The organism is Gallaecimonas zhanjiangensis (genome assembly GCF_057624825.1).
Map to the genome: position 1 here is coordinate 2,756,790 of NZ_CM172603.1, position 21,294 is coordinate 2,778,083.

The following is a 21,294-nucleotide window of genomic DNA, read 5'->3' on the forward strand; positions in this document are numbered from 1 at the left end:
TGCTAGGCTCAGCGGCTTACTTCGCACCAAAACCTATAGGGGTCATCATGACCATCAGCAAAGACAAGGTAGTGACCATCCACTACACCCTTAAAGACGACGCCGGCACCGTTCTGGATACCTCCTCCGGCGGCGAGCCGCTGGTATACCTGCATGGTCACGGCAACCTGATCCCCGGCCTTGAAAGCCAGCTCGACGGCCAAGCCCCTGGCGCCAAACTGGAAGTGACCGTTGCCCCTGAAGACGGTTATGGCCCTTACCACCAGGAGCTGGTGCAGGAAGTTCCCCGCAGCGCCTTCCAAGGTGTTGACGATATCGAAGCTGGCATGCGCTTTACCGCCCAGACCGACGCCGGCCCACGTACCGTGGTTGTGCGTGACGTAACCGACGAAACCGTCACCGTGGATGGCAACCATCCCCTGGCCGGTCAGTTCCTGCACTTTGCGGTAGAAATCGTCGAGCTGCGTGACGCTGAAGAAGAAGAACTGGCCCACGGCCACGTTCACGGCGCCGGTGGCCACCACCACTGAGCCGAATAAGCCCGCGCCAGCGGGCTTTTTTAATGCCTCCTTTCAGGGCCGCGCCAAAGCGCCACTAGCAGCGCTGAACCGCAGATGAAAGTCGGTGACGCCGCACAGGTGTTGGGCTACTATCAGCCCATGCTGAGACGAACTATCTTCCTGATCCTACTTGTCATTTTCCCTGCTGCCAGCCAGGCGGCGCCGGCGCTTTGGCAAGTTGACACCCCCAGCGGCCGGTTCTGGCTACTGGGCTCTATTCATGTCGGCAAGGCCGATAACAGCCAGCAGCTTGAAAAGATGCTGGCGACCCTGCCCAAGGTCACCACTCTGGTGCAGGAACTCTCTCCGGATGAGCTCAGCCCCAAAGCCATACAAAGCGCCTTGGTCCATTACGGCATCCTCACCGAGGGTAAGCTCAGTGACCATCTCTCGACCGAAGCGTACCGTCAGGTAAGCGACATGGCAGACGATTACGGCCTGCCCATGGCCCAGCTTGACCGCACCCGGCCCTGGTTTGCCTTGATGACCCTGATGCAGGCCGCCCTTGCCCACAGCCATTACGATCCGTCTTTGGGTATCGACAACCAGGTGGCCGCCCTCGCCCGCCAGCGCCATTGGCCCATCAAGGGGCTGGAAACCGCCGAACGCCAATTCAAGGCCCTGGCCGCCAGCGACGCTTATGCCAATGACATGGTCAGTGACAGCGCCAAAGAGATGGACAGCCTCGATACCACCTTAAGCCCCATGCTGAGCGCCTGGGAGCATGGCAAGCTTAAAGAGCTCAACGAGCTGTGCCCCTTGAGCCAGGGCGACAACGCCGTCAACCGCTTTATGCATGACAGCACCTTGAAGGCCCGCAATGTCGAGTGGGTACCGAAACTGCTGAGCATTGCCCAGCAGCGCAACAGCCTGGTGGTGGTGGGCCTTGGCCATATCATCTGCCAAGACAATCTGCTGGGGCTCCTTAAAGCCCAAGGCGCCAGCGTGCAAAGGCTGCAATGAGCGAAAGGCTGCGTTTACTGACCGAATACCGCACCCTCTGGGCCACGGCGCCAGCCACCTGGAAGGACGAGTACCCGGTGCTGTATCACCTGATGCAGCAAGAGGCCCGTCACCCCCTTATCCACCAGGGCCAGGTACGAACCGCCCCCTTTTTGGACGAGCTACCCTGGCTGACCCGCCTAAACCGCCACCTGTCAGGGGAGCTGCCGCGCCTTAATAACCTCACCGATGCGGTGCGCCCGCTGCTGCAACCGACGCCCGGTGTACTGGTGGAATGGGGGCATCTGCTGCCAGAAGTGCTCTCGGGCTTTGAGGCGATTTGCGTTGGCCCTACCGCCCCTCAGGGCGAGGGGCGCCAATGGTTTGAAGCGGACCTTAACAGCGGCGAGGCCTTTGAGCCCATCCGCGGCCAGCGCCAATTGCTGGCCCTTGGCCTTGGCCTGGAAGAGGCCCAGCAATTACTGCTAAAAGGCACCGAGCGGCGCCTGCCGGCCATGGTGCTGGCCATCAAGGACTATCACCTCATCAACACCTCAAGCTACCAGCCGCTGCAAACAGACGAGATGCCTGACATTCCCATTGGCAGTTTAAGGATGTTGTCGATGACCCAGGAAGAAGCGGCCAAGGACTGGCCGTCGCGGCTGCTGCGCTGGCTGTTTCGCCCGGCGCTGCGCCAGGCGATATTCGAAGACTTGGCAAGCTTTGCCCGCCTGGAAGGTTACCAGGCCGACATCCAGCCGCTGCCGGCGGTTCAGGGCCGCCAGATGCACGCCCTGGTGATGGTAAGAAAAGAGGCTTAGTCGTTAAAAAAAGACCAGAGGGTTGCCAGGGTCAGTAGCCGGTAATCGTCACTTTCCAGCAGCAATTCGTGCCAGCCGCCGGCCACAATATCCAACCGGCCATCAGGCAAGGCCTCCACAAAGGCGCGCTGCCCGGCCAGGCTCACCACCTTATCGTCCCCCGCCGCAATCACCAGCACCGGCACCTTGATGTTCACCGCATTGGCGATGGCCTTTTCCATGGCCAAGAAGGCGGCGTTAAGCCACTGGGCCGAAGGGCCGCCAAGGCGCGCGCCAGGCAGCTCGTCGAGCCAATCGAGGTTCCGTTCAAAGCGCAGAGTGGAATGGCTCAGCTCGTTGTTTTCAAAGGGGCGGCGCTGATAGGGGCCGGCGGTGGGCACATAGCGGGGCTGGCCGCGCTTTTCGTCTTGCAGGCTTTGCCAGCGGGCCATGCCTCTGGCCACCCACAGCGGAAAAGGGGCGGTGTTGATGGCAAACATCGGTGATGTCATCACCACTTTTTCAAAAGGATGGGGGTAGCGCTCAAGGTAGAGGGCGCTGATGCAGCCGCCCATGGAATGGGCCAGCAGCCAATGCCGCGCATAACCCAACGGCACCACCACTTTTTGCACGAAATGGTCGAGATCGGCGCCGTAGTGGTCGAAATCTTCCACAAAGCCCAGCTCGCTATCCTCGGTGAGGCGCCCGGACAGCCCCTGGCCCCGGTGGTCGAGGGCCGCCACGGCAATGCCCTTTTGGCCCAGCTCGAAGATGAGCTCTTGGTATTTAATGACGCTCTCGGTACGCCCTGAGCTCAGCACCAGCAGGGTGCTCGCGCCCTCGGGCAGGAACAGCCGGTAGTGGAGGCTGACACCGTCAAGCCCCTCAAGGTGGCCTTGCTGGCCGGCATCAAAGTAGCCCCGAATGGCATCGGGATACAGGCGTTCAAACTGTGCTTCGGTCAGCCACATGCGTCTGGTCCCTGAAAAAACAAAAGGCAGCCCTCAGGCTGCCTTATTATTGGTCGGAAAGACAGGATTTGAACCTGCGACCCCTACGTCCCGAACGTAGTGCTCTACCAAGCTGAGCTACTTTCCGTTGCCTGCCCGAGGGGCACTGCAAATTCATTGAATGCTTTGGTCGGAAAGACAGGATTTGAACCTGCGACCCCTACGTCCCGAACGTAGTGCTCTACCAAGCTGAGCTACTTTCCGATACAACGGCGTGCATTATAGCGATCTGCCAAGGGCATTCAAGCAAAAGCCATGGGCCCGGCTATAGCCTGCTGCATTTTCACCCAAGTGGTTAACAGCCAAAAGAAAAGGCCCCGCACAAGGCGGGGCAAAGTCATGATGTCAGTATGGTTTGTGCCATTAACAACATTTGTTAACAACACCGCCGGTACTGGCAACCGGCGCTACCACCCATGGGTGAAGTAGTCGTTCCGCCAGGGCCTTGGCAGGCCTTGGTGGTGTCATCGTCATGATGACGGCATCCGGTCTACCCCTCGTCCGTCCTACCCTGCTCTGGCTGTACTGAAATCATGGCCTTGAGCGCCGGGCAGGCATGGGGAGCTTGATACTCCCACTGATGATTTTTCGATCTGCTTCAGCCCTGTTATGGTAGTACTGCAAGGGTTGGGCTAATGCTGCACGTCTGCTGCACGATGCTGAATATAAACAAAACGAAAACCCTTCATCAAGCAAAATGAAACAATATCGAAACATTTGTGAGGGACCGCCATGGCCAGGCGCATACTTTGCTTGTTGGATCAGGAAGACGACGCCACCCTGCCCTGGGCGTTGCCGATGCTCAAAAGCCTCAGCCAGACTTGCCTGGTCCAGGTTTTGTGCAAAGCGCAGCACGCCGCGCTCTTTCATCAGCTCCCCTGGCTGGCCCCGCCGCTGGTGGCCTACCATCCCGGCAGTTGGCCAAGGCTACTATGGCAACTGCGCCGCCAAGTGTGGGACAGCATCTGGGATCTGAGCCTGCCGCCGCTGACCCCCTGGCGCCAAACCCTGCCGTTTTTATTACCAAGCGCCCACCGGCTGCTGCTGGCCGGCAGTTCCCCCTTTAAGGCCCAGCGCCTGCCCTATAACCAGCAGCAACATGTCAGCGAACGCTTTAATCAGGCCCTGGCCACCTTGCAGTTAAGCCCTCACCACCAGTGGCTGCCGCCGCTGGCGCCCAAGGAGCAGGATTTGCTGGCGCGTATTGGTGAAAGGGAAATCGTGGCCATCAACCTACTTGACGACGACGGCCAGGCCTTCACGCCGTTGGTCGAGCAGTTTCGGGCGCTATTAAATGGCTTGCCGCGCATGGCACTGGTGCTGCTGCACCCAAGGCCTGAGGCCTTGGGAGGCCTGCAATCGCCACGGCTCTTTTATCTCGATGGCGGCGCAGATCTTGGTGGCTGGCAAATCCTGGCCAGGGCCAAGAGCCTGCTAGGAATAGACTCGGCCTGGGTGCACAGAGCGGCGGTGCTAGGGGTTGGCCAACTGGCCATCTTCCCCGAAGACGGCCAGTATTTATCGCGCTGGCACCCTAACGATTTGCACGCCCTTATCTGGCGCCACCCCAATGATGCACCGCTGCCGGTCGCCGAGCTGTTAACTCAGCTTCGCAAGCTGCAAAAGACCTTAAAAGAGCCCAATCTCAGCCTGGTGTAGTGTCGCGGTGCGCCAGGCGGCGCCATAGCCACTCCATGGGCCCTTGGCTGAAATAACGCAGGTAAAGCGGGGTTAGCGCCAGCGCCAGCGCGATATAGCCAAGGGCGATGGCCAAAAGCGTCAGCCTCGAAAACTGCCCATAAAGGCCAAAGCCGTAGAAGACGCAGGTCATCACCAGGCTTTGCAGCAGGTAATGGCTTAGCGCCAGGCGCCCGGCCCGTTGCAACAACTGCCAGTGCTCACCGATACGCAGCATCAGCCCCAGATAACCCAGCGCCTGGAAGGGCGAGAACATCAGCAACCAGCCATAGCCGCTGTCAGGCAGCCGCCACAGCAGCAACCAAGACGGCACCAACCCCAGCAGCAGCCAGCCATACCAGTAGCGCTTGAGCACCATAAACCAGGCGGGCCGCTGGGCAATAGCCGCGCCTGCCAGCATCAGGCCGCTGACCATGGGCAGGATAAACACCGGCCAGGAGGCGATGGTGTAGCCAAAGCTCGACAGCCGATAGAGGCACTGGCTGAGGTAACTGCCCTGGTTGTAGATGGCAAGCGGCGTGGTGTCCGGCTCGCCGCCCTGAGTGGTGAGCAGCACCAGGGCCACAAACACCAGGGTGGCGAGAATAATCAGTAAGCCTGCTATCAGTAATTTGAAGCGCGGCCTGCCCATCACAAAAGGCAAAACCACCATGGCGGTCAGGGCGTACATCAGCAAGATGTCGCCGTCCCAAATCAAAAAGCCGTGCACGGCGCCAAACAGCGCCAGGTAACGCAGCCGCCGGTATTGATAGCTGTTGCCGGCCTTTTGCAGCCACACCAGGCCCATGCCAAACAGCAAGGACAACAGGCTGATAAACTTGCCATCGGCCAGCAACATGTTGAACCACCACACCACCTGGCTCACCAAGCCTGGCTCGGCCAGCCGGTGGTAACGAAACTCATCCAGTTGGCCAAAGGACTGGATATTGATCAGCAGGATGCCGAAAATGGCCAGTCCTCTGGCACTGTCTATGGCGGCGAATCGGGTTGTCATGAATTGCCAGCAGTTGGAGGTAAAGATGCACGATGATGACAAGAGTTTGTTTGAAAAGGAAATGCTGGGCGTCAAACCGATATCCCGGGGCGACCACATTGGCCTGGCCCCCAAGGATGCCAACAGCAACAGCGAGGCCCGGCGCGCCGCCGCCGAGGCAGAGTTGGCAGAAGATCTCAACTACCTGTCATCAGAAAGTGTCGAGCTGGTGGAGCCTCACGATGTGCTCTCCTACAAGAAAGCCGGGGTCCAAGACGGGGTATTCAAGCAATTGCGGCAGGGTAAATACGATATCCAGTCGGTGCTTGACCTGCACAAAAAGCGCTTTATCGCCGCCCGCAGTGAAGTCTTCGATTTTATCCGCACCAGCCATCGCATTGGCCTTCGCACCCTCTTGGTGCTCCACGGCCGCGGCGAACACGCCCAACCGGTGCCGGCGCTGCTGAAAAGTTACTGCGCCAAATGGCTAAAGGAGATGCCCGAAGTGCTGGCCTACCATAGCGCCCAGCGCCATCACGGCTCCACCGGCGCGCTCTATGTGCTGCTTCGAAAAAACGACGAGCAAAAGCGCGAGAATTTCGAGCGCCACGCCAAACGTTAAAAAGCCGGCCCAGGGCCGGCTTCGTTATTGCGCGGGGTAACTTAACGCACCCAGCCTTCGGTTTTCATTATCTTGGCGCCGCGATCACTGGTCAGGAAAGCCAAAAAGGCCTTGGCACTCGGGTCAGCATCGTCGGCCATTACCATGTTGACATCACGCCATACGGTGCGGTCCTTGGCCAATTTGACCAATTGCAGTTCATCGGGGTGGGTGATAGGCCAGTTGGGCCAGGTGATCCAGGCATCGGCATGTTCAGAATTGAACTTTTTGAACGCAGCGCCGCTACCGGTACCAGAGCCGACGATGTTGTTACGAAACGCCTTCACTTCGGCAAGGCTACCATGGCTGCCAGCAATGTCTTCCCAACTGCCGGTACCGGAGGTATTGGCAACACCGGCGCCCTCAGTCACCACAATGCGCATGCCCGGTTTGAGCAGGTCAGCAAAGCCGGTGATGTGCTTGGGATTACCTTTACGCACCGCAATTACTGCCGGGCGCAGGTAAATGGGCTCTACCTTGGTGGTGTCAAAATCCTTGTAGGTCTCCAGCATTGCCGTGATCTGTTCTTCGGCAGTGCCCCACAGAATGTCAGCATTGGCCTGGGCACGTTTTGACCAGGAAGACTCGGGGCCACCATTGATCTCTACCGGTATACCCGTTTCTTTGGTAAACACCGCCGCCACCTTTTTAAAGGCCGTATGAGGACCACCAGCGCCATAAAGACGCACCACCCCATCTCGCGCATTATGGACAATAGATGGGTCCGCAACCTCATGTGCCAGACTCAGCGCCGAGAAAGCCAAAAGGGGGACCGCCATCAATTTCAACATTTTCATTGTTCACTCCAATTTAAGCAACTGATACCCGAAGGCGGTATCTGTCACTTAAAACGCCTACGTCAGAATTTTATTCCAAAAAAATCACCTCTATTTTTTAAATTCCCACCACCAGACACCGTTCAGATTTTCTAAATACCTAGTTAAGAAAATATGGATTTATTGAATGCCCGTGACTTTATATACTCTCGTCGGACTTAAAATTTATCTGCAGGCAAAGGGTCCCCCCATTAATAATATGGACGCTCAGGCCATTTTATTAATCAGTAATCAACATCCGAATGACGGCTATTTATACGCAGGAGAATGGCTAATGCCCGCTTTTAAAAAATCACTGGCAATACTTGGACTTTCAGCCATCAGTATGTCTTGTTTTGCCGTTTCGACACAATGCACCAGTAAAGAGTTTACGCTACAACTATTGGGAAGTGGCGGGCCTATTTCTGATGACATGCGCGCCTCATCCGGCGAATTAATCTGGTGGAAAGGAAAACCCCGGGTACTTATTGATGCCGGTGGCGGTACCTTTTTGCGTTTTGGTCAAGCCGGTGCTCACTTAGAAGATGTCGATTTTATCGGCATATCTCATTTCCATACCGATCACAGTGCCGACTTACCCGCCATTCTTAAAAACAGTGTCTTTTTCAGTCAAGAAAAGGATATTGATATTGCTGGCCCTGACGGTAGCGATGATTTCCCCAGCCTGACTCAATTCATGCACCGTATGTTTGCTCCCAGCACCGGTGCCTTTAGTTATCTGGCTGGCATGTTTGACGGTAGCGATGGCGTCAATATCAAAGTCCACCTGACTAACGTCGATTACCACCTCACCACTCCAACCCAGGTATTCGATAAAGACGGCCTCAAGGTTTCAGCCATCGGCATTCCCCACGGCAATGTTCCAAACCTGGCCTATCGTGTGGACACTGCAGACGGCAGCATCGTGATATCAGCCGACCAAAACGGCTCCAATCCGGCCTTCATCAATTTTGCCAAAGGCGCCGATATTCTGCTGCTGCCTGCCGCCATCACCGAAGATGCCGATGCGGTATCCAAGTTCTTGCACGGCACCCCGTCAGCCATGGCCAAACTGGCCAAAGCATCTGCGCCAAAAATGGTTGTACTTAACCACTTCATGGGCAAAAGCCTAGTGGAAAAAGACCAGACCTTGGCAATCTTCAAGCAGTACTACAACGGCCCGGTTTATGCCGGCCGAGATCTGTCCTGCTTCCCCGTCGTAGCCCCGACTCAAGGTGAATAACATGAAAAACCGCGTCCTGCTCTCTATCACCGTTGGCACCCTTTTCAGCCTCGGTAGCGCTGCTGCCCAGGCCCAACAAGCACCAGAAGCACCTCAAAAAGCCGTCAAGAAAGAAACCTCCCATGGCGGCAAATGCGCCAGCGGCAAATGTGGTACCGAGAAGATCTACGGTAAAGCGGCTCTCAAACACGACCCCCAAGGGAAACTGGTACGCGCCCGGGACGGTAAGTGCGGCATGACAGGCAAAGGCGTTGATGATGAACCGCAAAAGGCAGGAGACTCCAAATGTGTCAGCGGTGTCTGCGGCCAATAACCCCGAATACCTTTGGTATAGGCCTTCGCAACGAACATCTGCAGGAACTTTGTCAGTCACCAGTGAATGCCGATATCGACTTTCTGGAACTGGCACCAGATAACTGGATGGGTATTGGTGGTTTCAAACGTCAATATCTTGAACAGTTGGCAGAGAAATATCCCTTGGTCGCCCATGGCCTGAGCCTTTCCATTGGTGATCCTCAGCCACTGAATCTGGATTACATCCAAAAGGTGAGGGATTTTCTCGATAGATATGAGATAGATCTGTATAGCGACCACCTTTGTTTTTCTCGGGATGAAAACGGATATTTGTATGATCTGCTACCCATCCCCAAACGCAGAGAAAACATTGACTACCTTGCAGACCGTATTTATCAGGTGCAAGAAATTATCAAAAGGCCACTCATTTTAGAGAACATCACCTATTATCATCGCTATCAAAGGGAAATGTCTGATGCGGAATTTATGGCCGAACTGATAACAAAGTCCGGTTGTAAGCTACTGCTTGATATTAATAATTTGTATATCAACAGTCGGAATCATCATGGCAGCCCATTGGATTTTCTCAATACCATTAACAGTAATGATATTGCCTACTATCACATTGCAGGTCATCTCGATGAGGGAGATGGTCCCATTATCGATACCCATGGAAAAACCACCTCAAAGGCAGTGATAGATTTAGCAAAAGAAGTGGTCAAGATACATGGCATGAAACCGATGTTGCTTGAGAGGGATAACAATATCCCCACTTTAGCTGTATTGACTGGCGAGCTATGCACCATAAAAAGGGACTTATCTCATTAGGAACCGTTATGAAAATGCCTCCAGAGCGTCTCAAGCAGGATATAAATTCATTGTCCAACGGTATCAGGCAAGCCAGGGAGAGTAAAAGTAGCCTTTACGGTAGTTTTATTCTCGGCAATATCAAAGACGCATTTGAAAACAGCTATCCCATTTTAACCCAGTATCTGACTCAGGAAGAGAAACAAAAGCTATTCATGGATTTCCTTGCTGAGCACAACGCCATGGAGCCGGAATTCCACCACATTGCTACCGAGCTGCTTATTTTTGTTCAACAAAATAAAAGCTGGCCAGTGGATGCAATAAAACTGATGGAATATGAGTGGCTGCTGTTGTCAGTGGAGATCAGCGAGCATGCTGTCAAAAAATGCATAAGCATTCCGATACCTCAGTGGACAGAGGATACCCGGATAACAGCCAACCCAACCCTAACATTTATTCGCCTACCCTTTGAAATTTTACCAAGCACGGCGATTGCCACTCAGAAGGAACAACATTACCTCATTTACCGTAGCAGTCATCATGACGTGCTCTACAAGAAAGTATCTGAGAACGATCTTTATATTTTCAGCTACATCCTAAGCAAGCCAGAAATTACGTTAAGTCGGCTGAGGTCTGCAACACGGGATTTTATGTCTGATACCGAATTAAACCAGTGGGCTGAGATCAGCCTAGATGATGAGCTTATTTCTATAACGCGATAGAGGAATTTATGTTAAAGAAAATCCAGCAGTACTATGATGCATTAGTTGAAAAGTGCAAACACGCAGACTTCCTCGCGTTATTGGCGATACGGATTTATCTGCTTCCCGTTATCTATGAGGGAGCACACTCCAAGGTATTGGGATTCTCCAACACCGTCGCCTGGTTTGCGGCCCCTCACTCCCAAGGTGGTCTTGACCTACCCTTCCCCACTTTTTTGGCATTTTTGGCGACATCAACCGAAGTGCTCGGTCTTATTCTTATTGCTCTGGGGCTCTTTACCCGCATTATCGCCATCCCCATGGCGTTTGTAATGAGCGTTGCCAGTGCCATGGTGCATTGGTCCCATGGCTGGCTAGCCATCGCCAGCAACGACATGGAATCGGCCCAGCGCATGGCCGGATTCATTCACTGGCTCTCGGTTAATTTCCCCGGTCGTTATAACTACATCACTGAGCTGGGCGATCCGGTAATATTGAATAACGGCATGGAATTTAGTGTGACTTACTTCATCATGCTGATGGTTTTATTTTTCTACGGTGGCGGGCGTTATGTCAGTGCCGACTACTGGCTAAAAAGATTAACCTTACGATAATAAAAATCCTGCATGAAAAATGCAGGCTTTTCTTCATTAACTTCACCAGTGTTTTTCCAATCTGTAGACAGTCCTTATTGAAACACGGGCAGTTCACACCCAATGCAGTAATTAATATACCCATGTATAGGTCAAAAAACGTTACTGCTTAGGCACCTTATATTTTGCTTCACCCTAACTGCGGGACACTCAGCATGTTTGACCTAACAGCCTTTTACCTGGCAAGGATACAGTTTGCGTTTACTGTATCTTTCCATATTATTTTCCCTTCCATAACCATAGGGTTAGGTCTTTACCTGGTGGTATTGGAAGGCCTTTGGCTTTACTCGAAAAAAGACGTCTGGCGCGAGCTTTACCATTTTTGGTTAAAGATCTTTGCCGTTAACTTCGGCATGGGTGTGGTGTCAGGGTTGGTCATGGCCTACCAGTTTGGCACCAACTGGAGCGGTTTTACCGCTTTTGCCGGGAGCATCAACGGGCCCATGCTCACCTACGAGGTGCTCAGCGCCTTCTTCCTTGAAGCGGGCTTCCTTGGGGTCATGCTGTTTGGCTGGAACCGGGTCGGTGCAGGGCTGCATTTTTTCTCCACCTGCATGGTGTCCCTTGGCACCTTGATCTCTACCTTCTGGATCTTGGCTTCCAACAGCTTTTTGCAAACCCCAGCCGGGTACACGGTAGAAAACAACCAGTTGGTGCCCACCGACTGGCTGCATGCCATTTTCAACCCGTCTTTCCCTTATCGCATGGCGCACATGACCATGGCGGCTATCATCGCAGCAGCCTTTATGATTGGCGCCTCAGGGGCCTGGCACATGCTTAAGGGCAACCGCTCGCCAGCCATTAAGAAGATGTTCTCCATGGCCATGGGCATGATCCTCATCGCCGCGCCGCTGCAAGCCTTTATCGGTGACGCCCACGGCCTGAACACCCTGAAATATCAGCCGGCCAAGATTGCGGCAATTGAAGGTCACTGGGAGAACAAACCCGGCGAGCCTTCTCCGCTGCTGCTGTTTGGCGTGCCGGACATGAAGGCCGAGAAGACCCGCTATGCGCTGGAGATCCCCTACCTTGGCAGCCTTATCCTTACCCACAGCCTGGACAAACAAATCCCCGGCTTGAAAAGCTTCCCCCCTGAAGACAGGCCGGACTCCACCATTATTTTCTGGTCATTTAGGATCATGGTGGCGCTGGGTCTGCTGATGGTGGCAACCGGTATCTGGGGCCTGGTACTGCGCCTTAAAGGCAAACTTTACGAGCAAACCCTGTTCCACCGCTTTGTTCTGGCCATGGGGCCATCGGGTTTGCTGTGCATCATTGCCGGCTGGTTTACCACCGAGATAGGCCGCCAGCCTTGGGTGGTGTATGGCCTGCTGCGCACCAAAGACGCCGTGGCGCTGCACAGTACCTTGCATATGTCGGTCACCCTTATCGCCTTTGTGGTGATCTACAGCTTCGTATTCGGCATTGGCGTCAACTACCTCATCCGCCTGATCGGCAAAGGCCCGCAAGCCTTGGCCGACCCTGTCGATCCCCACCCTTCACGCACCCCGGCCCGGCCGTTGTCCGCTATTGATGACAACCCCGTTAGCCCAGGCACCAACAACTTGAGGAGTATCAACTGATGGGTATCGACCTGCCTTTGATTTGGTACATCATCATCGTGTTCAGCATCATGATGTATGTGGTGCTGGACGGCTTCGACTTGGGGATCGGCCTGTTGTTTCCCTTTATGGGCCGCTCCGAAGACCGCGATGTGATGATGAACACTGTAGCCCCGGTCTGGGACGGCAACGAAACCTGGCTGGTACTGGGTGGCGCTGGGCTGCTTGGCGCCTTTCCCCTGGCCTACTCGGTGATCCTTGACGCCATGTCACTGCCACTGACAGTGATGCTGTTCGGGCTTATCTTTCGCGGTGTGGCCTTTGAATTCCGGTTCAAAGCCGACCATGGCCACCGGCCGTTTTGGGATAAGTCCTTTATTGCCGGTTCGCTGATCGCCACCTTTGCTCAAGGCGTGGTGCTGGGCAGCTTTATCAACGGGTTTCACGTGGAAGGGCGCACCTGGGTTGGCGGTGCCATGGACTGGTTCAACCCCTTCAGTCTCTTTTGCGGTTTGGGGTTGGTGGTGGCTTATGCACTGCTGGGCTGTAGCTGGCTTATCGTTAAAACCTCGGGCCGGCTGCAACAAAACATGCGCGAGCTGTGTCGGCCGCTGCTGATCTTGCTGCTGGTGGTGATCGCCATCGTCAGTATCTGGACGCCGCTGGCTCACCACGCCATTGCCGAGCGCTGGTTCAGCCTGCCCAACTTCTTCTTCTTCCTGCCGGTGCCGATATTGGTGCTGGTGCTGGCCTGGGGGCTTTGGCGTACCGCCTGGCGCGACAGTGCCCACCACCTGCCCTTTATCCTGACCTTGGCTTTGATATTCATGGGCTTTAGCGGCCTTGGCATCAGCGTTTGGCCCAACATCATTCCCCCTGATATCAGTTTCACTCAGGCCGCTTCGCCACCGGCAAGCCAGGGCTTTTTGCTGGTGGGTACCTTGTTCATTATTCCCATCATCCTGATGTACAACTTCTGGAGCTACTACGTGTTCAGGGGCAAGGTCAGCCCGGAAGATGGGTACCACTGATATGCAGCGTCTGGATATTCAACCTTTAAGTGAGCAAAAGCCCGAGCGTGTTGCCCTGCGCTATCGCTTGGGGTGGTTGGTGGCTATCTGGCTTGGCAGTGTGGTGGCCCTTGGCATTGTTGCCATGGGTTTCCACTTGCTGATGCACGCCGCTGGCCTTCACAGCTAAAAAAACCGGCCCTTGGGGCCGGTTTTTTAATAGTCGCTTTGCCGTTCCTTGTCGGTCAGCATACTGGGGCTGTCCTGCCCCAGCTGATGCTGGTAGATAACGTTAAAGGCCAGCACGTTTTGCACGTAGTTGCGGGTTTCTTTAAACGGAATGGCTTCGACAAAGGCATCGAAGGGCAACTTGTTACCCACCCAACGCTCCACCCGGTGCGGGCCAGCATTGTAGGCCGCCGCCGCTAGGATGCGGTTATCGTCAAACCGGTCGAGCATCTCTCGAAGGTACTGAGTGCCAAGGCGGATGTTGACCTTAGGATCGTAAAGGTCCCCATGGCTTTTATCGCCGAGGTTACGGGCGGTATGGCGGGCTGTGGCCGGCATCAGCTGCATCAAACCGCGCGCTCCTACCGGTGACTGGGCTTTAGGGTCCAGGGCACTTTCCTGGCGGCTAAGCGCCATCACCAGGCTTTCGGGCAATTTGCGCAGCTTGCCGTAATGCCTGAAGCTGTCTTCAAAGGCCAGCGGGAAGCGCAGCGACACCAAGTCCCAACCATCGCCACGAATGGCCGCCAAAATAGCGAGGTTCTCATAGCCCTGGCGATGGGCCCAACCGGCCAGGGCTTGGCGCTGGCCGTTGGTAAGGGGGGTCATCAGGTGATACCACTCGATACGAGCCAGCACCCGCTCATCCATGGCCATCAGCAGCGGAATGCGTTTAAGCGCCCCTTTTTGCTCCAGGTTATCGGTCATGGGCGGCACCGGCGCCTCGTTGAGATCAAAAGGTTTACCCAACTTCTCGGCAGCCAAAAAGCCATAGTAGGAGCGGCTTTTGGCCGCTTCTTCCAGCAATGCCTTTTTCTTGGCGTCATCGGATTCTGTGCGCGCCAGCCAATATTGCCAGCGGTCGTTGGCCACCTCGCTTTCGCTAAGCAGCGCTATCCAGTCGCGAATACCGTTGATGTCCCCTTGGCTAAGGGCATAGCGAATGCGCCGCTCGGTCATTTCATCGTCGCGGTAATAGCGCACCGCCTCATCCCGCCAGGCGATGGCCTTGGCATCGTCGGTGTCGTACAGCCGATAAGTTAAGAACCGCGCCAGTTCATGGCGCTGGGGAGCGGTAAATTCCATGTGCTCGCGGGCCATCATCCAGGTGCGCCAGCCGCGCACCGGGTCGCGCCTAGCTTGCCTTTCAACCGCCAGCACCACCAGCCGGCGGCTGCGCTCTTCCGCCCCCAGTTGCGGGTTGCTGCTGGCCACCTGCTGCGGGTCACTGAACAGCGACACCATGGTTTTGCCATAGCCCTGATAACGGCCGTGCAATTGCCTGGAGAGATAACCGAGCAAGCTGCCCTGGCCGCTGGCAAAGGCAAGCTCCATGCGCGACAAAATAAGCTCCTGGCTGAGGTGGCCGGCTTTTCGCCAGGCATCAAACAGGGCGTCGCAGTCCTTGGGCTGGGATTTACCGGTCAGATACAAGGCTTCGGCCCCTTTCCAGGCCTCGGCTTTGTCGCCGGTTTCGAGTTTGGCCCTGTAGTAGTTGCATTGCCGCTCGGTGTCGTTCGGCACCTGGCTGCTCACCGCCAGCAGGCCTTGCCAGTTTTTGTCGGCCGCGGCCTGGTCGATATAGCGCATCACCAGAAAGCGCCCCAGAGGCAAGTCAGGGTAACGGTCCAGGTAATCACGTACCTCTTTGGCCTTGAGGGTGCGGATATGATCTTTGAGGTAGTAATAATCGAGGTAACCGGCCAGGGGGTGCTCATCCAAGCCCTGGCGCAGTTTGAGATAGGTTTTGTCGTCGTTTCGTTGCTGGGCTTTTCTCGCTTCCAGATAGTTGTCGTCAGCCCAGCTCAATGATGACGACGCCACAAGACACAACAGCGCTACGATACCCAGGCGCATAGTCCTTCCTTACGTGTAAAACGGTACTACTCGGCTAACTGCAATTTGTTCAATTTGGGTTGGATAACCCATTGGCAATAGGGTTGCGAGGGGTGCCGGTTGAAGTAATCGTGATGCTCCGACTCGGCAGCATAAAACGCCTGCAACGCCTTAAGTTCGGTTACCAAGGTTCCAGCATAGTATTTTTGCGCGCGGGCCATGGCCGCTTCAGCCGCGACTTTTTGCCCTTGGTCGCCAAAGAGGATGATGGAGCGGTATTGAGGGCCAATATCATTGCCCTGGCGGTCAGCCGTGGTGGGGTCGTGAGCCAGGAAGAACACATCTAACAGTTCATCAAGGCCGATACGGTGCGGCTCGAAGTGAATTTCCACCACTTCGGCATGGCCGGTGTCGCCCCGGCAGATATCGGTATAGGTAGGATAAGAAGTGTGGCCCCCGGCATAACCGGATCGCACCGCTTCAACGCCGGGCAGTCGCTGAAAAACCGCCTCCAGACACCAGAAACAGCCTCCGCCCAAAATGATGTGGCTCATCTTCCCTCCTTTGTCGTGAACGCTGCCCCTCCTGGGCAATGGTCAGCTTGCGGCCAAGCCTCTGGCTCCATGGTGGAACGTTCAACACCATTTCGCCAGGGGCAGCGTCAAAAAATTTACGCTCTGGCCACAAGCTTAGATCTAGAAGGATAAATACAAAGCCAACAGCCACACCACCCAGGGCAGTGGCGGAAAAAACAGGTAACGCTCCCACTTGGCGCGGATCTTCCAGCCAACGGCGTGCACCACACAAAGTGCCATACCCACCATCATCAGCGACATGGCGCCGTGGGGCGGCGGGTTGCCGGTGACCACCCGGCCCCAGATGAACACCACGCCAGCCAGGGCCAGCAAGGCGGAGATCCAACGAAATTTACCGGTGCCCATTAACACTCCTTAGTGCACATAAAAAGACAGGCCCGAAGGCCCGTCTCTACCCAGGACAATATCAGTCCTGCTTTTCTTCTTTATCGAACTCGACAAACTCGAGCCACATGGCATTGATGATACCGAAGGCACAGGCCAGCAGTACCCCCAGGACCCACGCGAAATACCACATATATCCTCCTTAGTAGCTGCCAACCGGATTTTTTTCGATATGTTCTGCATTAATCTTGCCCCACATCTTGTAGTAGCACCATGTGGTGTACAGCAGGATGATGGGCACGAAGATGCAGGCGACGGCGAACATGATGCCCATGGTCTTGTGGCTGGACACCACATCCCACATGGTCAGGCTGCTGGCCGGGTCGATGCTGGACGGCATCACGAACGGGAACATGCTGCCACCAGCGGTGAAAATCACCCCGGCACAGGCCAGTGAGCTCAGCACAAAGGCCAGACCCGCGCGGCCTTTAAGACCCAGCAGCACGCTCAGCAAGGTGCAAAGGATGCCGAGGATGGGCGCCAGCCACAGAGCAGGTACCGCCTCGTAGTTGGCAAACCAGGCACCGCTTTTCACTTCAACGGTTTTATCCAGCACATTAAGGGCGGCGTTAGGGTCACCCATCTTGGTGATGACGTAGCCATCGATACCAAAGTTGAGCCACAGGCCCGCCAGGATGAAGCCCACGATGGACACCGCACCAGCGATACCAGCGTACTTGCGGGCACGGTCGGCCACGGCGCCTTCGGTGCGAAGGTGCAGGTAGTTACCACCGTGCAGCATCAGCATGGCCACACTCACCACACCGCACAGGATGGCGAAGGGGTTGAGCAGTTGGAAGAAGTTACCGGTGTAGGTGGAGTACATCAGGCTGTCGAGCTTGAAGGGCACCCCTTGCAGCAGGTTGCCAAAGGCCACACCGAATACCAAGGCTGGGATGGAAGAGCCAGCAAAAATGCCCCAGTCCCAGGCGCTGCGCCAGCGCGGGTCTTTGATTTTAGAGCGGTACTCAAACCCTACCGGGCGGAAGAACAGAGCAAACAGCACCAGCAGCATGGCCCAGTAAAAGCCAGAGAAGGCCACCGAGTACACCACCGGCCAGGCAGCGAAGATGGCGCCGCCAGCGGTGATAAACCACACCTGGTTGCCGTCCCAATGCGGGGCCAGCACGTTCAGAGCAATACGGCGCTCGGTGTCGGTTTTGCCGACAAAGGGCATCAGGGCACCGGCCCCCATGTCGAAGCCGTCGGTGATGGCGAAACCAATCAGCAGCACGCCAATCAGCACCCACCAGATTACTTTCAAGACTTCATAATCCATGATTAAGCCTCCACAGCCTTGGTTTCAAAGTGGTAGCGACCGGTTTCCAGCACGCTAGGACCACGGCGGGCATAGCGGATCATCAGGTACATCTCGGCGATAAGCAGCACGGTGTAGAAGAAGATGAAACCAAACAGACTGCCCATTACGTCCCCTGCGGAGAGGGTGGACACGGACAAGTGGGTCGGCAGCACTTCGGCGATGGTCCAGGGCTGACGGCCATACTCGGCCACGAACCAACCCACTTCACAGGCGATCCAGGGCGCAGGCAGAGCGATGAGCGCGAACTTAAGCAACCAGCGCTTTTGGCCGATGCGGTGGCGGGCACTTTCATAGAAGGCCAGCGCGAACAGCACCAGCATGATAACGCCCATGGCCACCATCACCCTGAAGCTCCAGAACATCGGCGCCACTTTCGGGATGGAGTCATTAACTGCTTTCTTGATATCAGCGTCGGTAGCGTCAACCACATCGGGGGCGTAGCGCTTAACCAACAGGCCATAGCCCAGGTCTTTTTTCACCTCGTTAAAGGCGGCGCGGTTAGCCGGGGTGTCCTGGCCGTTTTTGAGTTTCTCAAGGATGGCATAGGCCAGCATACCGTTACGGATACGGGCTTCGTGCTCGACTTGCAGATCCTTGATACCGATGACCGGCTCATCCACCGAGCGAGTCGCAATCAAGCCCAGCACATAGGGGATCTTGATGGCGTAGTCGGTGTGCTCGGTTTCCTGATTGGGGAAACCAAACAGGGTGAAGGAGGCCGGGGCCGGAGAGGTTTCCCACTCGGCTTCAATGGCGGCCAGCTTAGCTTTTTGCACGTCGCCGACCTCGTAGCCTGACTCGTCACCCAGCAGGATGACTGACAGCACCGAGGCCAAGCCGAATGAGGCCGCAATGGCAAAGGAGCGTTTGGCAAAGGCCACATCGCGCCCTTTAAGCAGGAAGTAGCTGGAGATGGCCAACACGAACATGGCACCGGTGACATAACCGGCAGACACGGTGTGTACGAATTTCACCTGGGCAACCGGGTTGAAGACGAGGTCGGCAAAAGACGTCATCTCCATACGCATGGTTTCAAAGTTGAAATCGGCACCGACCGGGTTTTGCATCCAGCCGTTGGCAATCAAGATCCACAGGGCAGAGAGGTTGGACCCCAGTGCCACCAGCCAGGTCACCGTCAAGTGCTGTACCTTGGACAGGCGCTCCCAGCCGAAGAAGAACAGGCCGATAAAGGTGGACTCGAGGAAGAATGCCATCAGGCCTTCAATGGCCAGAGGCGCCCCGAAAATGTCCCCCACGTAGTGGGAGTAGTAAGCCCAGTTGGTACCGAACTGAAACTCCATGGTCAGGCCGGTAGTGACACCCAGGGCAAAGTTAATACCGAACAACTTGCCCCAGAATTTCACCATATCCTTGTAGATCTGTTTGCCGGTAGTGACATACACCGACTCCATGATCGCCAGGACAAAGGTCATTCCCAGAGTGAGTGGCACAAACAAAAAGTGATACAGCGCCGTGACGGCGAACTGCAAGCGCGATAGATCAACGACATCATCACCGATCATTGTCGGACTCCTTGGATGCTGAAGGCGAGGCGTTTAGAAATTGGTTATCAATGGCCGTGTTGCCCTGGTCGACATTCACCGGTGAGCTGAAGAACAACACCTTGAGGGTGAAGATCAGCGCCAGTTTCAGCACCAGAATGGCAACGATTTCTTTCGCCAAGGAAGGGCGTTTTATGCCCATGGCGGCTCTCCTTAGTGAACCTGGGCTGAAGTATGCGCCCTACCCGCCTAGGCAATTTTGATTTGCCGCAAATAACTATCGGGCTAGCAGAAGAGAAATAAACCGCATCCCTGTCCTGAATCAGGCACATCCATGAACCGCAGACGTGAAACAAAACTATCGGACAAAAACTATACAATACAATGACAAAGCTGCAAACCTATGGCAATTAGCCTGCCGCTGACATTGCTCGCCCAGCCAATACCTCGCCATAAATGACCATAAAAAAGGCCACCTCTAATAGGTGGCCTTTTTTTAAACAGTGGGCAGGTTTATTTAAAAAGCCCTTTTACGTCGTGAGGTTCACAGCGCAGGTATTGCGGCGTTGCCTGGGCTTTTTCTCCAAGGGCCGCAGCGGCATGCCAGGGCCAGCGCGGGTCATACAAAATGCCCCGGGCCAGGGCCACCGCATCGGCTTTACCTTCGCTGAGCACGGCCTCGGCCTGATGGGGGTCGGTAATAAGGCCCACGGCAATGACCGGCATCTTCACCTCGGCCTTGATGGCATCGCTCAGCGGCACCTGGTAGTTGGGGCCAACCGGGATCTGCTGCTGAGGTGACAAGCCGCCGGAGGAAACATGGATAAAGTCGCAGCCCCGTGCATCCAGCGCTTTGGCAAGGGCAATGGATTGCGGCAGATCCCAGCCGCCCTCTACCCAGTCGGTACCAGAGATACGCACCCCTACCGCTTTTTCTTTGGGGAAGACGGCGCGCACCGCGTCAAACACTTCCAGCAAGAGGCGCATGCGGTTTTCGAGGTTGCCGCCATACTCGTCGCTGCGGTGGTTACTCAAGGGGGAGAGGAACTGGTGCAGCAGATAGCCGTGGGCGCCATGGATCTCTATCAAATCGAAACCGAGACGGTCAGCACGCTTGGCGGCGGCAACAAAGGCCGCCTTAACGGCATCGATGCCGGCTTTGTCCATGGCCTCGGGTGCAGGGCCGCCTTCTTGGAAGGGTTTGTCGCTGGCAGAGAAGGTTTGCCAGCCGTTGTCACTGCCAGGGGCAATGGCACTGCCACCGTCCCAGGGCTTGTGGGTAGAGGCTTTGCGGCCGGCGTGGGCCAGCTGAATACCCAGCGGCATGTCGCTGTATTGGCCAATGGCCTTGAGCACCTTGCCAAGAGCCTGCTCGGTGGCATCGTCCCACAGGCCAAGGTCGGCGTAGGTGATGCGGCCTTCCGGCACAACGGCGGTGGCTTCAAGGATAAGCAGGCCAGCACCGGACTGAGACAAGGTGCCCAGGTGAATTTGATGCCAGTCGGTGGCTTGGCCCTGGTCGGCCGAATACTGGCACATGGGGGCGATGATAATGCGGTTGGGCAACTCGACATGGCCGAGCTTGATGGGGGTAAAGAGCTGGCTCACGGCCGCCTCCTATAAAGTTGAATGGCTACTAGGGTAAAAACGTGAGCTCCATCACGCAAGACGGCACCAAATCCAAACAAGGGCACCAAA

24 protein-coding genes and 2 tRNA genes are annotated in these 21,294 nt (G+C 55.7%); 13 read left to right on the forward strand and 13 right to left on the reverse strand.

What is annotated here, in order from left to right; all coding sequences use genetic code 11:
- The first annotated feature begins 47 nt into the window (after positions 1-47).
- The 3 genes from slyD (at position 48) to AC22G1_RS13145 (ending at position 2,323) form a co-directional block, all read left to right on the forward strand.
- Positions 48-530 carry a peptidylprolyl isomerase gene (gene slyD / locus AC22G1_RS13135; protein WP_050660592.1) on the forward strand — a complete coding sequence of 161 codons (483 nt, stop codon included), beginning with the start codon at positions 48-50 and terminating at the stop codon, positions 528-530.
- Positions 531-659: 129 nt separating this feature from the next.
- Positions 660-1,523: a TraB/GumN family protein gene (locus AC22G1_RS13140; protein ID WP_487313779.1), complete on the forward strand. Its 864-nt coding sequence runs from the start codon at positions 660-662 to the stop codon at positions 1,521-1,523.
- Positions 1,520-2,323 (forward strand): hypothetical protein, encoded by an 804-nt coding sequence (locus AC22G1_RS13145; protein WP_487313780.1) that lies wholly within the window; start codon positions 1,520-1,522, stop codon positions 2,321-2,323. Before AC22G1_RS13140 ends, AC22G1_RS13145 begins: the two co-directional genes overlap by 4 nt.
- Here AC22G1_RS13145 and AC22G1_RS13150 read toward each other — a convergent pair.
- From AC22G1_RS13150 to AC22G1_RS13160, 3 genes are all read right to left on the reverse strand, one after another.
- Positions 2,320-3,273, reverse strand: coding sequence for an alpha/beta fold hydrolase (locus AC22G1_RS13150; RefSeq protein WP_487313781.1), 954 nt, complete (start codon positions 3,271-3,273; stop codon positions 2,320-2,322). The two genes, AC22G1_RS13145 and AC22G1_RS13150, sit on opposite strands and share 4 nt — an antisense overlap.
- Positions 3,274-3,323: 50 nt before the next feature.
- A tRNA-Pro gene (locus tag AC22G1_RS13155) sits at positions 3,324-3,400 on the reverse strand.
- 39 nt (positions 3,401-3,439) lie between these two features.
- Positions 3,440-3,516: transfer RNA gene (locus AC22G1_RS13160), tRNA-Pro, on the reverse strand.
- 528 nt (positions 3,517-4,044) lie between these two features.
- Here AC22G1_RS13160 and AC22G1_RS13165 point away from each other — a divergent pair.
- A complete protein-coding gene (locus AC22G1_RS13165; protein ID WP_487313782.1) occupies positions 4,045-4,971 on the forward strand; it encodes a glycosyltransferase family 9 protein in 927 nt (308 codons plus the stop codon).
- On the opposite strand, the gene AC22G1_RS13170 is transcribed toward AC22G1_RS13165, so the two are convergent.
- Positions 4,958-6,004: a DUF418 domain-containing protein gene (locus AC22G1_RS13170; RefSeq protein WP_487313783.1), complete on the reverse strand. Its 1,047-nt coding sequence runs from the start codon at positions 6,002-6,004 to the stop codon at positions 4,958-4,960. The two genes, AC22G1_RS13165 and AC22G1_RS13170, sit on opposite strands and share 14 nt — an antisense overlap.
- Before the next feature lie 25 nt (positions 6,005-6,029).
- Here AC22G1_RS13170 and smrA point away from each other — a divergent pair, with 25 nt between their 5' ends.
- Positions 6,030-6,605: a DNA endonuclease SmrA gene (smrA, locus tag AC22G1_RS13175; RefSeq protein WP_050660627.1), complete on the forward strand. Its 576-nt coding sequence runs from the start codon at positions 6,030-6,032 to the stop codon at positions 6,603-6,605.
- A 41-nt stretch (positions 6,606-6,646) separates the two neighbouring features.
- Here the strand turns inward: smrA and AC22G1_RS13180 are convergent, their stop codons facing one another.
- Positions 6,647-7,441, reverse strand: a complete 795-nt coding sequence (locus AC22G1_RS13180) for an extracellular solute-binding protein (RefSeq protein WP_487313784.1) — start codon at positions 7,439-7,441, stop codon at positions 6,647-6,649.
- Positions 7,442-7,607: 166 nt separating this feature from the next.
- On the opposite strand from AC22G1_RS13180, the gene AC22G1_RS13185 reads away from it, so the two are divergent.
- The 8 genes from AC22G1_RS13185 (at position 7,608) to AC22G1_RS13220 (ending at position 13,919) form a co-directional block, all read left to right on the forward strand.
- The gene (locus AC22G1_RS13185; RefSeq protein ID WP_487313785.1) at positions 7,608-8,702 is read left to right on the forward strand and encodes an MBL fold metallo-hydrolase; all 1,095 of its coding nucleotides are present in this window, start codon (positions 7,608-7,610) and stop codon (positions 8,700-8,702) included.
- Between the two features lies 1 nt (position 8,703).
- Positions 8,704-9,015 (forward strand): hypothetical protein, encoded by a 312-nt coding sequence (locus tag AC22G1_RS13190; RefSeq protein WP_050660600.1) that lies wholly within the window; start codon positions 8,704-8,706, stop codon positions 9,013-9,015.
- The gene (locus AC22G1_RS13195) at positions 8,988-9,824 is read left to right on the forward strand and encodes an MbnB/TglH/ChrH family RiPP precursor modification enzyme (RefSeq protein ID WP_487313786.1); all 837 of its coding nucleotides are present in this window, start codon (positions 8,988-8,990) and stop codon (positions 9,822-9,824) included. Before AC22G1_RS13190 ends, AC22G1_RS13195 begins: the two co-directional genes overlap by 28 nt.
- Before the next feature lie 8 nt (positions 9,825-9,832).
- A complete protein-coding gene (locus AC22G1_RS13200; protein ID WP_487313787.1) occupies positions 9,833-10,525 on the forward strand; it encodes an HvfC/BufC family peptide modification chaperone in 693 nt (230 codons plus the stop codon).
- Between the two features lie 8 nt (positions 10,526-10,533).
- Positions 10,534-11,118 carry an HvfX family Cu-binding RiPP maturation protein gene (locus AC22G1_RS13205; protein ID WP_050660602.1) on the forward strand — a complete coding sequence of 195 codons (585 nt, stop codon included), beginning with the start codon at positions 10,534-10,536 and terminating at the stop codon, positions 11,116-11,118.
- A 194-nt stretch (positions 11,119-11,312) separates the two neighbouring features.
- Positions 11,313-12,740 (forward strand): cytochrome ubiquinol oxidase subunit I, encoded by a 1,428-nt coding sequence (locus tag AC22G1_RS13210; RefSeq protein WP_487313788.1) that lies wholly within the window; start codon positions 11,313-11,315, stop codon positions 12,738-12,740.
- A complete protein-coding gene (gene cydB / locus AC22G1_RS13215; protein ID WP_487313789.1) occupies positions 12,740-13,750 on the forward strand; it encodes a cytochrome d ubiquinol oxidase subunit II in 1,011 nt (336 codons plus the stop codon). The genes AC22G1_RS13210 and cydB (AC22G1_RS13215) overlap by 1 nt, the downstream gene beginning before the upstream one ends.
- Positions 13,737-13,919, forward strand: coding sequence for a DUF2474 domain-containing protein (locus AC22G1_RS13220; protein WP_487313790.1), 183 nt, complete (start codon positions 13,737-13,739; stop codon positions 13,917-13,919). Before cydB (AC22G1_RS13215) ends, AC22G1_RS13220 begins: the two co-directional genes overlap by 14 nt.
- Before the next feature lie 26 nt (positions 13,920-13,945).
- Here the strand turns inward: AC22G1_RS13220 and AC22G1_RS13225 are convergent, their stop codons facing one another.
- From AC22G1_RS13225 to AC22G1_RS13260, 8 genes are all read right to left on the reverse strand, one after another.
- Positions 13,946-15,814, reverse strand: a complete 1,869-nt coding sequence (locus tag AC22G1_RS13225; protein WP_487313791.1) for a transglycosylase SLT domain-containing protein — start codon at positions 15,812-15,814, stop codon at positions 13,946-13,948.
- Positions 15,815-15,840: 26 nt separating this feature from the next.
- Positions 15,841-16,347, reverse strand: a complete 507-nt coding sequence (gene msrA / locus AC22G1_RS13230; protein WP_487313792.1) for a peptide-methionine (S)-S-oxide reductase MsrA — start codon at positions 16,345-16,347, stop codon at positions 15,841-15,843.
- A gap of 141 nt (positions 16,348-16,488) precedes the next feature.
- A complete protein-coding gene (locus tag AC22G1_RS13235; protein WP_487313793.1) occupies positions 16,489-16,734 on the reverse strand; it encodes a cyd operon YbgE family protein in 246 nt (81 codons plus the stop codon).
- 61 nt (positions 16,735-16,795) lie between these two features.
- Positions 16,796-16,906 carry a cytochrome bd-I oxidase subunit CydX gene (gene cydX, locus AC22G1_RS13240; RefSeq protein ID WP_050660608.1) on the reverse strand — a complete coding sequence of 37 codons (111 nt, stop codon included), beginning with the start codon at positions 16,904-16,906 and terminating at the stop codon, positions 16,796-16,798.
- A gap of 9 nt (positions 16,907-16,915) precedes the next feature.
- Positions 16,916-18,055, reverse strand: a complete 1,140-nt coding sequence (cydB, locus tag AC22G1_RS13245; RefSeq protein WP_487316724.1) for a cytochrome d ubiquinol oxidase subunit II — start codon at positions 18,053-18,055, stop codon at positions 16,916-16,918.
- The gene (locus AC22G1_RS13250; RefSeq protein ID WP_487313794.1) at positions 18,055-19,617 is read right to left on the reverse strand and encodes a cytochrome ubiquinol oxidase subunit I; all 1,563 of its coding nucleotides are present in this window, start codon (positions 19,615-19,617) and stop codon (positions 18,055-18,057) included. Before AC22G1_RS13250 ends, cydB (AC22G1_RS13245) begins: the two co-directional genes overlap by 1 nt.
- On the reverse strand, positions 19,607-19,798 hold the full coding sequence (gene cydP, locus AC22G1_RS13255; protein WP_050660611.1) for a cytochrome oxidase putative small subunit CydP: 192 nt from the start codon (positions 19,796-19,798) through the stop codon (positions 19,607-19,609). Before cydP ends, AC22G1_RS13250 begins: the two co-directional genes overlap by 11 nt.
- 311 nt (positions 19,799-20,109) lie before the next feature.
- Entirely contained in the window at positions 20,110-21,204 is a 1,095-nt protein-coding gene (locus tag AC22G1_RS13260) for an NADH:flavin oxidoreductase/NADH oxidase (protein ID WP_487313795.1), read from the reverse strand.
- Positions 21,205-21,294: the final 90 nt, after the last annotated feature.

What these genes read in the sequence shown, in the direction of transcription:
- slyD (WP_050660592.1), top strand. Translation starts at nt 48, where the DNA reads ATGACCATCAGCAAAGACAAGGTAGTGACCATCCACTACACCCTTAAA.
- AC22G1_RS13140 (WP_487313779.1), top strand. Translation starts at nt 660, where the DNA reads ATGCTGAGACGAACTATCTTCCTGATCCTACTTGTCATTTTCCCTGCT.
- AC22G1_RS13145 (WP_487313780.1), top strand. Translation starts at nt 1,520, where the DNA reads ATGAGCGAAAGGCTGCGTTTACTGACCGAATACCGCACCCTCTGGGCC.
- AC22G1_RS13150 (WP_487313781.1), bottom strand. Translation starts at nt 3,273, where the DNA reads ATGTGGCTGACCGAAGCACAGTTTGAACGCCTGTATCCCGATGCCATT.
- AC22G1_RS13165 (WP_487313782.1), top strand. Translation starts at nt 4,045, where the DNA reads ATGGCCAGGCGCATACTTTGCTTGTTGGATCAGGAAGACGACGCCACC.
- AC22G1_RS13170 (WP_487313783.1), bottom strand. Translation starts at nt 6,004, where the DNA reads ATGACAACCCGATTCGCCGCCATAGACAGTGCCAGAGGACTGGCCATT.
- smrA (WP_050660627.1), top strand. Translation starts at nt 6,030, where the DNA reads ATGCACGATGATGACAAGAGTTTGTTTGAAAAGGAAATGCTGGGCGTC.
- AC22G1_RS13180 (WP_487313784.1), bottom strand. Translation starts at nt 7,441, where the DNA reads ATGAAAATGTTGAAATTGATGGCGGTCCCCCTTTTGGCTTTCTCGGCG.
- AC22G1_RS13185 (WP_487313785.1), top strand. Translation starts at nt 7,608, where the DNA reads ATGCCCGTGACTTTATATACTCTCGTCGGACTTAAAATTTATCTGCAG.
- AC22G1_RS13190 (WP_050660600.1), top strand. Translation starts at nt 8,704, where the DNA reads ATGAAAAACCGCGTCCTGCTCTCTATCACCGTTGGCACCCTTTTCAGC.
- AC22G1_RS13195 (WP_487313786.1), top strand. Translation starts at nt 8,988, where the DNA reads ATGTGTCAGCGGTGTCTGCGGCCAATAACCCCGAATACCTTTGGTATA.
- AC22G1_RS13200 (WP_487313787.1), top strand. Translation starts at nt 9,833, where the DNA reads ATGAAAATGCCTCCAGAGCGTCTCAAGCAGGATATAAATTCATTGTCC.
- AC22G1_RS13205 (WP_050660602.1), top strand. Translation starts at nt 10,534, where the DNA reads ATGTTAAAGAAAATCCAGCAGTACTATGATGCATTAGTTGAAAAGTGC.
- AC22G1_RS13210 (WP_487313788.1), top strand. Translation starts at nt 11,313, where the DNA reads ATGTTTGACCTAACAGCCTTTTACCTGGCAAGGATACAGTTTGCGTTT.
- cydB (WP_487313789.1), top strand. Translation starts at nt 12,740, where the DNA reads ATGGGTATCGACCTGCCTTTGATTTGGTACATCATCATCGTGTTCAGC.
- AC22G1_RS13220 (WP_487313790.1), top strand. Translation starts at nt 13,737, where the DNA reads ATGGGTACCACTGATATGCAGCGTCTGGATATTCAACCTTTAAGTGAG.
- AC22G1_RS13225 (WP_487313791.1), bottom strand. Translation starts at nt 15,814, where the DNA reads ATGCGCCTGGGTATCGTAGCGCTGTTGTGTCTTGTGGCGTCGTCATCA.
- msrA (WP_487313792.1), bottom strand. Translation starts at nt 16,347, where the DNA reads ATGAGCCACATCATTTTGGGCGGAGGCTGTTTCTGGTGTCTGGAGGCG.
- AC22G1_RS13235 (WP_487313793.1), bottom strand. Translation starts at nt 16,734, where the DNA reads ATGGGCACCGGTAAATTTCGTTGGATCTCCGCCTTGCTGGCCCTGGCT.
- cydX (WP_050660608.1), bottom strand. Translation starts at nt 16,906, where the DNA reads ATGTGGTATTTCGCGTGGGTCCTGGGGGTACTGCTGGCCTGTGCCTTC.
- AC22G1_RS13250 (WP_487313794.1), bottom strand. Translation starts at nt 19,617, where the DNA reads ATGATCGGTGATGATGTCGTTGATCTATCGCGCTTGCAGTTCGCCGTC.
- cydP (WP_050660611.1), bottom strand. Translation starts at nt 19,798, where the DNA reads ATGGGCATAAAACGCCCTTCCTTGGCGAAAGAAATCGTTGCCATTCTG.